Origin of the sequence: Cohnella sp. GCM10012308 (genome assembly GCF_042649185.1) — a bacterium.
Lineage (GTDB): Bacteria > Bacillota > Bacilli > Paenibacillales > Paenibacillaceae > Cohnella.
The window spans coordinates 143490-156707 of the sequence record NZ_JBHRYU010000003.1 but is presented as its reverse complement, the minus strand read 5'-3'; the positions used below and the strand labels follow the sequence as shown (position 1 = coordinate 156707).

At 61.3% G+C, this 13218-nt stretch carries 12 protein-coding genes; 8 read left to right on the top strand and 4 right to left on the bottom strand.

The features are described from left to right. Positions 1 to 80: 80 nt before the first annotated feature. A complete protein-coding gene (locus ACFOTD_RS06095; RefSeq protein ID WP_378116748.1) occupies positions 81 to 1733 on the top strand; it encodes an ABC transporter substrate-binding protein in 1653 nt (550 codons plus the stop codon). Positions 1734 to 1737: 4 nt separating this feature from the next. Here the strand turns inward: ACFOTD_RS06095 and ACFOTD_RS06090 are convergent, their stop codons facing one another. Next, positions 1738 to 3081, bottom strand: coding sequence for an aminotransferase-like domain-containing protein (locus tag ACFOTD_RS06090; protein WP_378116746.1), 1344 nt, complete (start codon positions 3079 to 3081; stop codon positions 1738 to 1740). Between the two features lie 134 nt (positions 3082 to 3215). Here ACFOTD_RS06090 and ACFOTD_RS06085 point away from each other — a divergent pair, with 134 nt between their 5' ends. After that, the gene (locus ACFOTD_RS06085) at positions 3216 to 4304 is read left to right on the top strand and encodes a DMT family transporter (RefSeq protein ID WP_378116744.1); all 1089 of its coding nucleotides are present in this window, start codon (positions 3216 to 3218) and stop codon (positions 4302 to 4304) included. Here the strand turns inward: ACFOTD_RS06085 and ACFOTD_RS06080 are convergent. After that, positions 4219 to 4785: a hypothetical protein gene (locus ACFOTD_RS06080; protein WP_378116742.1), complete on the bottom strand. Its 567-nt coding sequence runs from the start codon at positions 4783 to 4785 to the stop codon at positions 4219 to 4221. The genes ACFOTD_RS06085 and ACFOTD_RS06080 overlap by 86 nt on opposite strands. A gap of 36 nt (positions 4786 to 4821) precedes the next feature. On the opposite strand from ACFOTD_RS06080, the gene ACFOTD_RS06075 reads away from it, so the two are divergent. The 3 genes from ACFOTD_RS06075 (at position 4822) to ACFOTD_RS06065 (ending at position 7374) form a co-directional block, all read left to right on the top strand. Next, positions 4822 to 5673 (top strand): NAD-dependent epimerase/dehydratase family protein, encoded by an 852-nt coding sequence (locus tag ACFOTD_RS06075; RefSeq protein ID WP_378116740.1) that lies wholly within the window; start codon positions 4822 to 4824, stop codon positions 5671 to 5673. A 616-nt stretch (positions 5674 to 6289) separates the two neighbouring features. Continuing rightward, positions 6290 to 6916, top strand: coding sequence for a MerR family transcriptional regulator (locus tag ACFOTD_RS06070; protein WP_378116738.1), 627 nt, complete (start codon positions 6290 to 6292; stop codon positions 6914 to 6916). A 5-nt stretch (positions 6917 to 6921) separates the two neighbouring features. Further along, positions 6922 to 7374 (top strand): SRPBCC family protein, encoded by a 453-nt coding sequence (locus ACFOTD_RS06065; RefSeq protein ID WP_378116736.1) that lies wholly within the window; start codon positions 6922 to 6924, stop codon positions 7372 to 7374. A 79-nt stretch (positions 7375 to 7453) separates the two neighbouring features. Here ACFOTD_RS06065 and ACFOTD_RS06060 read toward each other — a convergent pair whose 3' ends face one another. After that, complete coding sequence (locus ACFOTD_RS06060) at positions 7454 to 7666, bottom strand: DUF378 domain-containing protein (protein WP_090116399.1); 213 nt, start codon at positions 7664 to 7666, stop codon at positions 7454 to 7456. Positions 7667 to 7859: 193 nt separating this feature from the next. Then, a complete protein-coding gene (locus ACFOTD_RS06055) occupies positions 7860 to 8849 on the bottom strand; it encodes a glycoside hydrolase family 43 protein (RefSeq protein ID WP_378116734.1) in 990 nt (329 codons plus the stop codon). Between the two features lie 205 nt (positions 8850 to 9054). Between ACFOTD_RS06055 and ACFOTD_RS06050 the strand changes: the two genes are divergently transcribed. The 3 genes from ACFOTD_RS06050 to ACFOTD_RS06040 all read left to right on the top strand — a co-directional run bounded on the left by ACFOTD_RS06050 (position 9055) and on the right by ACFOTD_RS06040 (position 13159). Then, positions 9055 to 10842 carry a cache domain-containing sensor histidine kinase gene (locus ACFOTD_RS06050; protein WP_378116732.1) on the top strand — a complete coding sequence of 596 codons (1788 nt, stop codon included), beginning with the start codon at positions 9055 to 9057 and terminating at the stop codon, positions 10840 to 10842. Then, positions 10839 to 11624, top strand: coding sequence for a response regulator transcription factor (locus tag ACFOTD_RS06045; protein ID WP_378116730.1), 786 nt, complete (start codon positions 10839 to 10841; stop codon positions 11622 to 11624). The genes ACFOTD_RS06050 and ACFOTD_RS06045 overlap by 4 nt, the downstream gene beginning before the upstream one ends. Before the next feature lie 122 nt (positions 11625 to 11746). Next, on the top strand, positions 11747 to 13159 hold the full coding sequence (locus tag ACFOTD_RS06040; protein ID WP_378116728.1) for an ABC transporter substrate-binding protein: 1413 nt from the start codon (positions 11747 to 11749) through the stop codon (positions 13157 to 13159). Positions 13160 to 13218: the final 59 nt, after the last annotated feature.

Below are 13218 nucleotides of genomic sequence, written 5' to 3'. Positions count from 1 at the left end.
GGCGAAATTTTCGACAAAATCCGATACTATGGATACACAACCATAGATTCGGATCGCAGTTGCGATAAGGAGTTACCCTCATGAAATTCAAGTCCGCCCTGAAGCTTGCCGCTGCGCTGTCCCTGGTTTTCGCGCTCGTTGTCCTGTCAGCCTGTGACGGACGGCCCGGCAAGGGGGGCGGAGGTAAGCCAACGTCATCGCCGACCGCCGAGACATTCCCGGATCTTGACTCCGATAAGACGGTGAATGTTGGTGTCACGTATGCGCCGAGCGACATCAATCCGCTGTCGCCGGTCGGCCTCGTATCCGCCTATGTCGCCGGATTGCTTTTCCTGCCTTTAATGGAGATCGACGCGGACCTCAGGTACAAGCCGATGCTCGCGGATTCGATCGAGACGGCGGATAACCGGACGTTCAGGGTCAAGCTGAACGAAACGGCAAAGTGGACAGACGGCACGTCAGTCACGGCCGACGACGTTATTTTCACGCTGAAGCTGATGGCGAACGCGATTGTCGCCTCCAATTATGCATATATGTTTGCGATTCTCGAGGGACTCGGCCCGTCGGGGTTTCTGCCGGACGGGGAGTCGGACATCTCGGGCGTACGCAAAGTCGACGACCACACGGTGGAAATGAAGACGAAGGAGCCGACGACGCTCACGGTATTCGAGGATACGGTGGGCCGCAATCTGCGGACGCTGCCGCGCAGCGCGCTCGAGGGCGTCGCCCCGCAGGACGTCAATAAGAGCCGCTTCATGCGCGAGCCGAACGTGACGTCGGGTCCGTTCAAGCTCGAGCGGTACGAGCCCGACCGGTTCGTGGGGCTGGTTGCGAACAAGGATTACTTCCGGGGAGCGCCAACGGTGGAGCGGCTTAACTTCAAGGTGCTGCCGGGGGCTGCGCTTGCGGACGCCCTGGAACGCGGAGAGATCGATATGAACATCCCGTCCGCGGGCGTCATTCCGGCAAAAGACTACAGTCGGATTCAAAAAATGCAGGGCGTCACGACGGTCGGCGGACAGCCGCTGACGACCGCTTTCATGTACGTGAACGAAAAATCCGTGCCCGACGTCAAACAACGCAGGGCGATCTCGCTTGCGATCGACCGTAGTAAGCTTGTCGACAAGCTGCTGGGCGGAGCAGGGGAAGTCGCGGACGGCTACTTCAGCAGCGTCAGCCCGTATCGCAGCGAAACCGTAAAGCCCGCTGCTTACGATCCGGCGCGGGCGAAGCGCCTGCTCAAGGAAGCCGGTTGGAACGGGCGGAAGACGCTGACGCTGACGGCGTCGTCAGGCGACGACGCGATCCCGCAAGCGGCATATATCGTAGCGCAAAATCTCGGCAAGGTCGGCATCAAGGTCAGCGTCAAGATTGCCGAGCCGGCCGATCTGACGGACAAGCTCCTGAAACAGGACTTCGACCTGGCGCTTCTGCCCGTGACCATGAAGCCGGTTAATCCGCTGCCGGATCTTGCGTACTTCCTCGGCGCCAGCAATCCGAACGGCTACAAAAACGAAAAGGTGAACGAGCTGCTGGCGGCGGTCGCCGCCGAAGTCGACGAGGTCAAGATCAAGGCGCTGTACGACGAGCTCCAAGTCATCCTCGCCGAGGACGTGCCGATGCCGGCGCTGTATGCGGCCAAGGCGCTTGGCGCGGTGAACGGGCGCGTCATCGGGGCGACGCCGAAGGACTTTGGCATGTTCATCAACGTGCAAGAGTGGAAGCTGCGCTGACGCCTCAGCCCCTCCGCATCCGCGCAATCTCCGCGAAGAGGGCCGCGGCTCCTTCGTCGATCCGGTCGTCCGCGATCTGCGCGATGCTGAGCTGCAGCAGGGGACGTTTGGGAAACGAAGGCAGGAAGCTCGCGTCGGCGTCCCGCAGCTCGATTTTCCTTTTGGCAAGGCGGTCGATCAGCGTCTTTGTCCGCAGCGTAGGCGGAAGCGCGATATGCGTATGCATGCCGGCCTCCAGCCGAAGGTGACGTACGTCCTGCGTATCGTTGCACGCGTCGAGCGCCCGGACCAACCGGAGCATGCGATTGCGGTAAGAATCCGATATCTTGCGTTTGCGGCGCTCGAACATGCCGCTCTGAATATAGATCTCGAGGGCCGCCTGCGACAGCATGGAGCTGTCGATGTCGCTGAAGCGTTTGTACCGGCTGAAGACGGCCTGCAGATCGGGGGGCAGCACCGCGACGCCGACGCGGAGGCCAGGGAACAAAATCTTCGAATAGCTTTTCAAATAGACGACATGCGACGCGCCGTAAGCGTAGATCGGATCGGCCTTCGGATCTGTCTCGAGGTCGGCGAGGAAGTCATCCTCCACGACGATGACGTCGTGCTTCTTGGCCAGGGCTGCGATCGCTTTTTTCGTCTCGGTATCATAGGAAGTGCCGAGCGGATTTTGAAACCGCGGAATCGTATAGAAAAATTTGATGTCGCCGGTCCGCATCAGCATCTCCAGCTCGTCCAGGTCGATGCCCCGCTCCGTTCTGGCAATCCCCCGGACGGGGACGCCGAAGAGCGCGAGCATATCCAGCAAAATCATGTACGTCGGCTGCTCTACCAGGACCGTTCGTTTGCCGGAGGGAAACGGCATATGCGCAAGAATCGACAGCGCCTGCTGCACGCCGGAGGTTACCGTAATTCTGTCCGCGGATGCGAAAACCTGGTAGGCCGCAAGGTGCTTGCTCAGTACTTGCAGCAGCGAAGGCAAACCTTGCGGCGTGCCGTAGGTGAACAGATAGCTGCGGTACCGATCGATCGCCTTGTTGATGCAATGCTGGAAGTCCAAGTAGGGGAACACCTCGGGATCCGGCGCGGCGGACGAGAAGTTCCATCCCGCGTTGGCCGAGGTCGAAGTCTCGGCCTGTTTTTGCGTTACCGCGTAATAACCGCTTTGGGGGACGGAGTAGAGCCGATGGCGTTTCTCCAGTTCGGCATAGGCGCGAATAACGGTGCTTTTGCTGCAAGCGTAGGCGTCGGACGCTTCGCGGACGGAAGGCAGCTTCTGTCCGCCGCGGATGCGTCCGTCTTCGAGTTTAAGCTCGATATCTTGAAGGACCTCTTCATATTTCATCATGGATAATCGCTCCTCCGACAGCGATCTGTACCGGTACAGATCGAAGATGTATCGATAGCGTCAGCGTGGCCGTTGCCTTATGCTGAGAGCATGAAGCCGGCCGGCTCCGCACTCGAGCAAGGGGAGGAAGAGGCATGACTGACTTGCCCGCAACCGCCAGAAGCACCGCCGCCATCTACCCGTTGGCACTATTATACGCAATCATCATCGGATTTTCCTTTATGTTTACGAAGCTCGCCTTGCGTCACGCCGATCCGCTCGACATGCTCGCTTACCGATTCGCTCTGTCGTTCGCGCTCCTCGCGGTTCCGGTGCGGGCGGGCTGGGTCCGCATGCCGCCCAAGCGGAAGGGAAGGCCGCGCCTTCCGCTGTTGCTCGTCAGCCTCGTATATCCGACCGCTTTCTTCGGCTTCCAATCGTTCGGTCTCGACGCCTCGACGACCTCGGGCGCCGGCATCCTCTCGGCGACGTCGCCGATCTTCGCGCTGCTGCTGGGCGCGCTCCTCCTGAAGGAGCGGGCGAGCAAGCTGCAGCTGCTGTCCGTCCTCGTGTCGGTCTTCGGCCTGGCGATCATGACGGGGATCTCGGGGGACGCGCTGCGGGGGACGAGCGCCGTCGGCGGCGGCCTGATCCTCCTGTCGGCGGTCGCGCTCGCGCTGTACGGCGTGATGGCCCGCGGCCTGCGAACCTCGTACTCCGCCGCAGAGCTGAGCTACGCCATGATGAGGACCGGATGTTACTTTTTTGTCGCGCTCGCGCTCGTTCGCCACTTGACGCAAGGCACGATGTCCGCGCTGCTCGCGCCGGCGGCCGAGCCGGGCTTCTGGCTGCCGCTGCTCTATATTGCCGTCATGTCCTCGCTCGTCTCGTCGTGGCTATCGAACTTCGCGCTCTCTCGCATCGAAGCCTTTAAGGTAAGCCTGTTCGTCAACCTGGGCAACCTTGTCTCTATCTTGTCCGGCGTCCTCATCATGGGCGACGCATGGAGCGGCGCGCAGACGATCGGTACGATCTGCATGCTGGCCGGCGTAATCGGCGCGAACTACCGGGGCGGGAAAAGCAAGGCCGCCGGCAGCGGCGAGCCGGGCGCCGGCACGTCAAGCAGCGGGGCTTCGAATGACGGCCAGTCTGGCGGGATCAAAGTTGGCGTAACAGGCACGGGCGTGGCGAAGGAAGTCTCGGACGGGAACAAAAGCGCCATCGCGCTCGCGAGTCGCCGCTGAAAGTCTCGGACGAGAACAAAAGCGCCGCCGCAAGCGCTGAATCGCCGACGAATGTCTCGGATAGGAACAAAATTGCCATCGCGAGGGCCGAACCGCCGAAGGAGGTCTCAGATAGGAACAAATTAGTCCTCTCAACAACCGCGCCGCCGCTGAAAGTCTCGGACGGGAACAAGAGCGCCGCCGCGCGCGCCGAACCGCCGCCGGAAGTCTCAGATAGGAACAAAATAGTCGTCTCAACAACTGTGCCGCCGTCAGAAGTCTCGGACGGGAACAAGAGCGTCATCGTGAGCGCCGAACCACCGCCGAAAGTCTCGGACAGGAACAAAATAGTCGTCTCCACAACCGTGGCGCCGCCGAAAGTCTCGGATAGGAACAAAAGCGCCGCCGCGAGCGCTGAACCGCCGACGAATGTCTCGAAAGAGAACAAACCCGTCGTTTCGGCCGCCGTTTCGCGAACCATGCAACCAAGCCATTTCGCCATGCACAAAAAAGCCGATCTCGGGGAGGTCAATCGCTCATGAAAATCGCAGTTGCTGGCGCCACGGGCGCCGTCGGAAGATTGTTGATACCGCTGCTCGTCGAGGCCGGGCACGAGGTGACGGGTTTTACGCGCCGCGCATCGAGCGCGGCGCGATTAGAAGCGCAGGGCGCGAAGGCCGTCGTGCTCGATATTTTCGATCGCAAAGCCGTATTCGCGGCGGTTCGCGAGGCGCAGCCGGAGACGGTGATCCACCAGCTCACGGCCCTTGGCGAGCGCGACTTCGCAGCGAATGCGCAGATTCGGACGCTTGGCACCCGACATCTGGTCGACGCCGCGCTGGCCGCGGGCGTGCGCCGGATGATCGCGCAGAGCATCTCCTGGGCGTACGCGCCCGGCGAAGGGCCGGCTTCCGAGGAGGAGCCGCTCGACCTGGAGGCGCCGGCGCCGCGAAGCGGCACGATCCAAGGCGTCCACGCTCTGGAGACGGCAGCGCTGGAAATGCCCGAAGCCGTCATCCTGCGGTACGGGCTGTTCTACGGCCCGGGTACATGGTACGCGCCGAACGGCTTCATGGCCGAAGAGGCTCGCCGCGGCGGTCTGCCTGCGACCGACGGCGTGGCATCGTTCGTCCACGTCCACGACGCTGCTCGCGCCGCGCTGCTCGCGCTGGGCTGGCCGTCCGGCGCCGTGAACATCGTCGACGATCGCCCAGCGCCGGGCAGCGAGTGGCTCCCGCAATTCGCCGCGCTGCTTGGCGCGCCGGCGCCGCCGCGACAGCCGGGTGCCGCCCGCGGCGAACGCGGCGCGGCAGGCGCCAAGGCCAAGCGGCTCGGCTGGCAGCCGCGTTTGGCCGATTGGCGAGAGGGCTTTGCCGCTACGCTTGGCTGATCTCTAACGCATTGCATCTGAGGGCCGGGCGGGCCAACCGCCCGGCTTTTTGCGTGCGACTTATTGGCTCGGGACCCGAGTTAATGGTCAGAAAGCAGTTAATCTGACCCAGGGTAGGGTGTCCGGCGCAAATAGTTGTTGAAAAGCATTTAATAGGACCATCGGCCGTTCCCGGGACCCATTTTTCGGAGAATAACTGCCTTCCAGCAACTATCGGACGGCAACGCGCTGTTCCGCCGCAAATAGCTGCCTTTTAGCAACTGTTGGTCGTTGGCTGTAAGTACGCCGCGCTCTCGCGCTGCCATCTGCTACCTCCAACCGCCCACCTCCAATCGCCCACCTCCAACCGCCCATCTCCAACCGCCCACCTCCAACCGTCCACCTCCAACCGCCCACCTCCAACCGCCCACCTCCAACCGCCCACCTCCAACCGCCCACCGCAATCGCCAACTCACCGACGATTTCCGCAGCGCCGCCACGACCGGCCAGCGCATCCAGCTCCCTGACGCTCTCCGCCGCACCAGCTATTTAAAAATTCCCCCTTGCACCTTACGTTACGTCACGTCTTATAGTAAAGTTACGGGCATAGAGAAGGCAGGACGGGGAGGCGGAAAACATGGCCAAGCATCGCGAAGGTGCGGACGACGGCGCGCCAGGCGCGGCTAGCCCCCGCTGGAAGGTGGGAGACATCGCCGCGCTGACGGGGCTTACGATTCGGACGCTGCGCTATTACGACCAGATCGGCCTCTTTTCGCCCTCCGGTCAGACCGACTCGGGGCACAGGCTGTACGACGAAGCCGATCTGTCCCGCCTGCATCAGATTCTAGCGCTCAAGGAGCTGGGCCTGCCGCTCACGGAGATCCAGTCCGTTCTGGAGCGGGACGCGCCCGACTTGTCCGAGATCATCGCCGCGCAGATCGGCCGCTTGCGGGAGAAGATCCGCGTCCAGCAGAAGCTGCTGAGCGAGCTGGAGCAGGCGTCGGCCGCCGTGCGCGCGCGAGCGCCGCTTGGGGTGGAGGCGTTCACGAAGCTGCTGGGTATGATGAAGCAGAGCCATGAAAAGTATTTTTGGGAGAGGCGAACGCACGCCGAACGAGCGCTCGACCGGTTGGGCGAGTGGTTGGCGAACGAGCCTGAAGACAAGTCCGAAAACGAGCCTGAAGACAAGTCCGAAAACGAACCCGAAAACGAACCCGAAAACGAGCACGGCAAGCAGTCGGAAGACCACAATCGGAGAGGATGAACGAAATGGAGAAAAGATCGACGCATCACGCCACCTTTACATTGGAAAGAACGTACCCTGCGAAGCCCGAGCGCGTCTTCCGCGCCTGGTCCGATGTCGAAGCGAAGGCACGCTGGTTTTCCGGAGCGGAGATCTTCGACTTCCGCGTCGGCGGCCGGGAGTATAGTAACGGCGGACCGCCGGACGGCCCCGTCTTTACGTTCGATGCCTGTTATCAGGATATCGTGCCGAACGAACGCATCGTCTATTCGTACGTCATGGACATGGACGGCAGGCGCATCTCGGCTTCGGTGACGACGGTCGAGCTGCATCCGGCCGAAGACGGCACGCGGCTGGTTTTTACCGAGCAGGGCGTTTTCCTCGACGGTCTCGATACGGCGGAACAGCGCGAGCACGGTACAAATGAGCTGCTTAATATGCTCGGCGACGCCCTGCGGAGCGAATCCGAGGCGTCTTGAGCCTCATCCCGAACGACGAGAGCCGGACAGCCGCCACTGAAGGCGGCCGCCCGGCTCTTCGCGGAACGGCAGGCGCGTATTAACGGGCACGCGAATCACTGCTGACGTCATTGAAAAATTTGATCGCATACAGCGCGCAGATGCCAACGATCGTATAAACGATGCGGGAAGCGACTTCTTCCTGACCCCCGAACAACTCGGCGACGAGATCGTACTTGAACAGACCGACCAACAGCCAGTTGATGCCTCCGATGATCAGAATGGCGAGCGCGATTGCGTTTAGCGTTTTCATACCGGATCCACTCCTTCAGCCGAATTTGGCGGTTCATCGAGAAAATACCCCATTGAGGCGAATTCTATTCATAAGTTACGCAATCCCGCCGATTCTTATGTGCGTTTCCAACAAGAATTTAGGAGGATGCGCCCCGGGAGAGCGCTTCGCCATGGGATAATCCGCCAAAATAAAGCCGTAAACGGGAACCCGTTTAACGCTTCTCGGGATAAGGGTCGACCGTGCGAATGGAGCCGTCCGCGTCGTAGTGCAGCTCGGCCATTTTCACGCAGCGCTTGTTGTCCGCCCCGCCTGACAGCGAGCTGTCGTGATAGAACAGATACCATTTGTCCCGGTACCGGACGATCGAATGGTGCGTGGTCCAGCCGACCACGGGCTTCAAAATCGTACCCTTGAACGTAAACGGGCCGTACGGGTTATCCCCGACCGCATAGACGATCTTGTGCGTCGTCCCCGTCGAGTAGGAAAGGTAATACCGGCCTTCGTGCTTGTGAACCCAAGGCCCCTCGAAATATCTGCGTTCCTCGTCCCCGGCGCGGATCGGTTCTCCGTCCTCGCCCTTAATAACGATCTCGCGCGGCATTTCGCCGAACCCCAGCATGTCGCGGGACAATTCCGCGATCCGCGGCCCAAGCGCCGGCTCGTCGCCGGAAGGCCCTTCGGCATCGGGCCGGAATGCGCCGGTCTGCCACTTTTCCAGCTGGCCGCCCCACAGCCCGCCGAAGTACACATAAAACTTGCCGTCCTCGTCCGCGAAGACGGCCGGGTCGATGCTGTAGCTGCCGGGAATGTAGCTCGGCTCCGCGCGAAAAGGCCCTTGCGGCGAGATGCCCGTCGCGACGCCGATGCGGAAGACGTCGTTATAGTCCCGCGCCGGGAAAAATAAATAGTACGTGCCGTCCTTGTAGGCGGCATCCGGCGCCCACAGCTGCTTTTTCGCCCAGGGAATATCCTGCAGATGCAACGCCTCTCCGTGGTCGAGCGCCTGCGTGAGATCCTCGTTCAGCGAGAGAACGTGGTAGTCCTCCATATCGTACTGGTCGCCGTTGTCGTTCGACGCCATCTCGTGGTCCAGATCGTGCGAGGGATACACGTACAGCTTGCCCTCGAATACGTGGGCGGAAGGATCCGCCGTATAAATATGCGTCACAAGCGGAGCGCCGCCCCGCGATTCCATCGTCATTCCGGACCCTCCTTGTAAGCGCTATCCAGTGATTTTCCCATCATCGTAACAAATAAAAACTCGTGCCGAAACGGCACAACGATTTGGTTTTATACCTACAACTTTTAGGACTTTGCCGCCGGCAGAGAACGGTTGGCCGACAAATCGATCTTTGTGATACAGTAGACGGGATTGGACTCATGCGAAAAACGGGCGGGCGATTCGATTGGCCAAATGGAGCGAGATGAACACGCTGCGAAACCAGATTTTCGCCGCGTTTACGTTGACGATGATCGTCGTGCTGACCTTTGCGGGCATTTATATTTACGGCCAGGTATCCAACCTGCTGCGCAACAGCGCGGAGAAGCATATCCAGCAGACGGCGGTCCAGGCGAACGGTCGTCTCGACGCGATGCTCGACCAGATCGACTCGCTGACGACCCAGGTGGCGACCAACGATTACGTGCAAAAGCTGCTGCTCCAGGAAGCGGACGGCGTCCGATCCGCGTTCGCCCAGCGCCAGTCGCTGCTGCAGATTGCGAGCACCTATATGGCCTATTCGACGGGCATTCGCTCGATGGAGCTCTACACCAGGGACTATCGGCGGTTATTCCCGCTCGACCAGACCAGCCTGAATGCGCGGGTCTCGCAGGAGATGATCTGGCAGACCGACCGCGTGAAGGGACGGCTCGTCTGGTTCGGACTCGATCCGACGCAGCCGGATACCGTGCTGGCCTTGCGCCGCATCAGCCTCATCGACCGCGGCTACGCGGCGGGCGGCTACCTGGCGGTCCGGCTCAGCCGCGACTACTTCGAGATGAACGCGCAGACCGTGGCAGAGGGAGAGGCGCGCGGCGACGACGAATACATGCTGCTCGCGGACGGGCAAGGAGCGCCGATCACCTCGGACCTCACCGCCGATGAGGCCAAGGAAGTGCTCGCGCAGACCGGCTCCACCGTCTCCGTCGGCGGCGAGGAGCTGTTGTCCGTACGGCAGCAGTCTCGCACGACGGGCTGGACGCTTGTCCTGCTCACGCCGGTTCGCGCTTCGACCGAGGGCATCTCGGTGCTCCGCACCGCGATTCTGGTGTCGATCGGCATCGGCGCGGTGGCGTTTTTGCTGCTCACCCTGCTGCTGTCCACGCTTATCACGCGGCCGATGCTCAAGCTGATGCGCACGATGCGGGGCGCAAGGCTCGGCGGCCTCAAGCAGAACCTGTCGCCTTCGCCGCCCATTGCGTCCCTGGAGATCAGGGAGCTGAACAACACCTACAACCAGATGGTGACGCACATGAACGAGCTGATCCAGGTCGTGTACGAAAAAGAAATCACGCAGAGCCGCACCGAGCTCAAGGCGCTGCAGGCGCAGATCAATCCGCACTTCTTGTTCAACACGTTGGAAGCGTTCTATTGGTCGCTCGAGGACAAAGGAGACGAGGAACTGGCGGCCATCGTCGTCGCCATGTCCGGCTTGTTCCGCTACGTCATCGGCGGCGCAGGCGGAGACGACGAGTGGGTCACTGTCCGCGACGAGCTCGAGCACGCGCAGCGGTATTTGCAGATCATGAAGATGCGGCTGATCGACCGGCTAGACTGGCGCATCGCCGCGGACGAGGGGCTCATGCACGTGCCGATCCCCAAGCTGATCATTCAGCCGCTCGTCGAGAATGCGATCTTGCATGGCGTAGAGAGCCGTATCGGTCCCGGGTCGGTCACGATCCAGGTGTCGTCGGGCAAGCCGGGCGTCGCGACGATCGCCGTCATCGACGACGGCCTCGGGATGGACGAGGAGACGCTGGCCAAGCTCATGCAAAAAATCGAGGGCGGGGGCCGGCAGCCCTCTTCTAAAAAAGGAGCGGGGGTGGCCATGTCCAACGTGCAGCGCCGCCTCAAGCTCTATTATCCTGACGCGGCAGGAACCGGCAGCGGCTTGCGCATCGAGAGCAAGGCCGGCGTCGGCACGATCGTCCGCTTTGATATCACCATTCCTACTGGGGGAGTCGAACCGTTGTGAAAACGTTACTGATCGTCGACGACGAGCCGCGTACGCGTCTTGGCATCCAGAAGACCCTCGTCGCCTGGGCGGCGGGCAAATACCGGATCGAATGCGCCGCGAGCGGCGTCGAAGCGCTCGAATGGCTGAAGACGAATCCGGTTCATATCCTCATCACGGACGTGCGGATGCCGGAGATCGACGGCCTGCAGATGCTGGAGGCCCTCGCGAAGCGCGGGCCGCTGCCCGTCGTCATCGTCATCTCCGGCCATGCCGAGTTCGAGTATGCGAAAAAGTCGCTGCAGCTCGGCGCGTTCGACTATATTCTCAAGCCGCTCGACAAAGCGGCGCTCATCGATACGGTGCAGCGGGCGTTCGAACGCGACAGCGACAAGGATCGCATGGGCGCGATGGAGAAGCTCGTGGACCGGAAGCTGCTCGAAGTAGGCCGCGACGAGGCGCGCTACGGTTCCTCCATTAAGGACGCGATCGACTTTATTTACGGCCATCTGCATGAAGCCATCACGATGAAGCAGGTCGCGGAGCGGCTCCACCTGAACGCTAGCTACTTCAGCGTGCTGTTCAAGGAGCAGACGGGCGTGACGTTCAGCGATTATCTGACGCGCATCCGGCTGCAGAAGGCGAAGGAGCTGCTCGTCTCGACCCGGCTGCCGGTGTGGGAGATCGCGGAGAAGGTCGGCTATCAGACGGTCAAGTATTTCATCAAAGTGTTCAAAGACAGCGAGGAGATGAGTCCCAGGCAGTACAGGCAGCAAGCGGCGGACGAAGATCCGTCGATCTGATAGTCGAACCAATAAAAGTGGAATTTCTCCCAACGACAGTTAACTGTTGCGCTTACATTTCCGGTTTTATACTGTGTATGCGATTACAAAGTGACTGTGCTCGTAAAAAGGGAGGCTAAAAAATGAAACGCGTTTTATCCGCAAGCACTGCGATTGTCCTCTTGTCCTCCGTCCTGGCCGCATGCGGCTCGGACGCCTCCAACAACGCAGGCGCCAGCCAATCGGCCAGCCCTAGCACGGGCGGCGCCGCCTCGAGCAGCGCCGCCCCTTCGGACAACGGCACGCCGAAGGAAAAAGTAACGATCAACCTCTGGAGCTTCACCGACGAGATTCCCAACATGACGAAAAAGTACATGGAAACCCACCCCGACGCGAACGTCGAGTTCAAGACGACCGTCATCGCGACGACGGACGGCGCTTACCAGCCCGCGCTCGACCAGGCGCTCGCCGGCGGCGGCAAGGACGCCCCGGACCTCTACGCGGCCGAGTCGGCCTTCGTCCTGAAGTACACGCAAGGCGACGCCTCGGATTACGCCGCGAACTACGCGGACCTGGGTCTGGGCGACGACCTGGTGAAGGACGCCGGCATCGCCCAATATTCGGTCGACATCGGCAGCAAGGACGGCCAACTGAAAGGCCTCGCCTACCAGGCGACTGGCGGCGCCTTCATCTACCGCCGTTCGATCGCCAAGGACGTGTTCGGCACGGACGATCCGGCGACGATCAAGACCGCGGTCGGACCGGGCTGGGACAAATTTTTCGACGCGGCTGCGAAGCTCAAAGCCAAAGGCTACGGCATCGTATCCGGCGACGGCGACATCTGGCACCCGATCGAGAACAGCTCCGACAAAGGCTGGATCGTAGACGGCAAGCTCCATATCGATCCGAAGCGCGAGCAGTTCCTCGACTACTCCAAGCAGCTTAAGACGAACGGCTATTCGAACGATACGAAGGATTGGACCGAAGCCTGGTACGCGGACATGTCCGGCACCGGCAAGCAGCCGATCTTCGGCTTCTTCGGCCCGGCATGGCTCATCAACTACGTCATGAACGGACAGGTCAAGGACACGAACGGCGACTGGGCCGTGACCGAACCGCCGACCGGCTTCTTCTGGGGCGGCACGTGGCTGCTCGCGAACAAGAACGTCGTCAAGGATGACGCCAAAAAGGCCGCCATCGCCGATTTCGTCAAGTGGGTGACGCTCGATACGTCCGAGACGGGACTCCAATATTATTGGGCGAACGGCACGATGAAAACGGGCGAGCAGGGGACCAAGGACAGCGTCGCGTCGAGCGTCGTCATGTCCAAGTCGAACGGCGAGGTCACGCTGCTCGGCGGGCAGAACATGTTCGACGTATTCGTACCGGCCAACGCCAACGCGACGGGCAAGAACCTGACGCAGTACGACGAGTCGATCAACCTCATCTGGCGCGATCAAGTGCGCGAATACGCGAACGGCACCAAGAGCCGGGACAAGACGATCGCCGACTTCAAGCAGAAGGTCAAGGACCAGCTCGACATCGACAGCGAATAATACGGCTCTTTGCGCCGAAGGGGCGGGTGCGATACCCCGTCCCTTTATATGAATAAACG

Excerpts from the sequence above, each read along its gene's own strand:
- ACFOTD_RS06055 (WP_378116734.1), bottom strand. The coding sequence starts at position 8,849 with ATGACGATGGAATCGCGGGGCGGCGCTCCGCTTGTGACGCATATTTAT.
- ACFOTD_RS06085 (WP_378116744.1), top strand. The coding sequence starts at position 3,216 with ATGACTGACTTGCCCGCAACCGCCAGAAGCACCGCCGCCATCTACCCG.
- ACFOTD_RS06090 (WP_378116746.1), bottom strand. The coding sequence starts at position 3,081 with ATGATGAAATATGAAGAGGTCCTTCAAGATATCGAGCTTAAACTCGAA.
- ACFOTD_RS06065 (WP_378116736.1), top strand. The coding sequence starts at position 6,922 with ATGGAGAAAAGATCGACGCATCACGCCACCTTTACATTGGAAAGAACG.
- ACFOTD_RS06070 (WP_378116738.1), top strand. The coding sequence starts at position 6,290 with ATGGCCAAGCATCGCGAAGGTGCGGACGACGGCGCGCCAGGCGCGGCT.
- ACFOTD_RS06095 (WP_378116748.1), top strand. The coding sequence starts at position 81 with ATGAAATTCAAGTCCGCCCTGAAGCTTGCCGCTGCGCTGTCCCTGGTT.
- ACFOTD_RS06060 (WP_090116399.1), bottom strand. The coding sequence starts at position 7,666 with ATGAAAACGCTAAACGCAATCGCGCTCGCCATTCTGATCATCGGAGGC.
- ACFOTD_RS06040 (WP_378116728.1), top strand. The coding sequence starts at position 11,747 with ATGAAACGCGTTTTATCCGCAAGCACTGCGATTGTCCTCTTGTCCTCC.
- ACFOTD_RS06080 (WP_378116742.1), bottom strand. The coding sequence starts at position 4,785 with ATGGCGAAATGGCTTGGTTGCATGGTTCGCGAAACGGCGGCCGAAACG.
- ACFOTD_RS06075 (WP_378116740.1), top strand. The coding sequence starts at position 4,822 with ATGAAAATCGCAGTTGCTGGCGCCACGGGCGCCGTCGGAAGATTGTTG.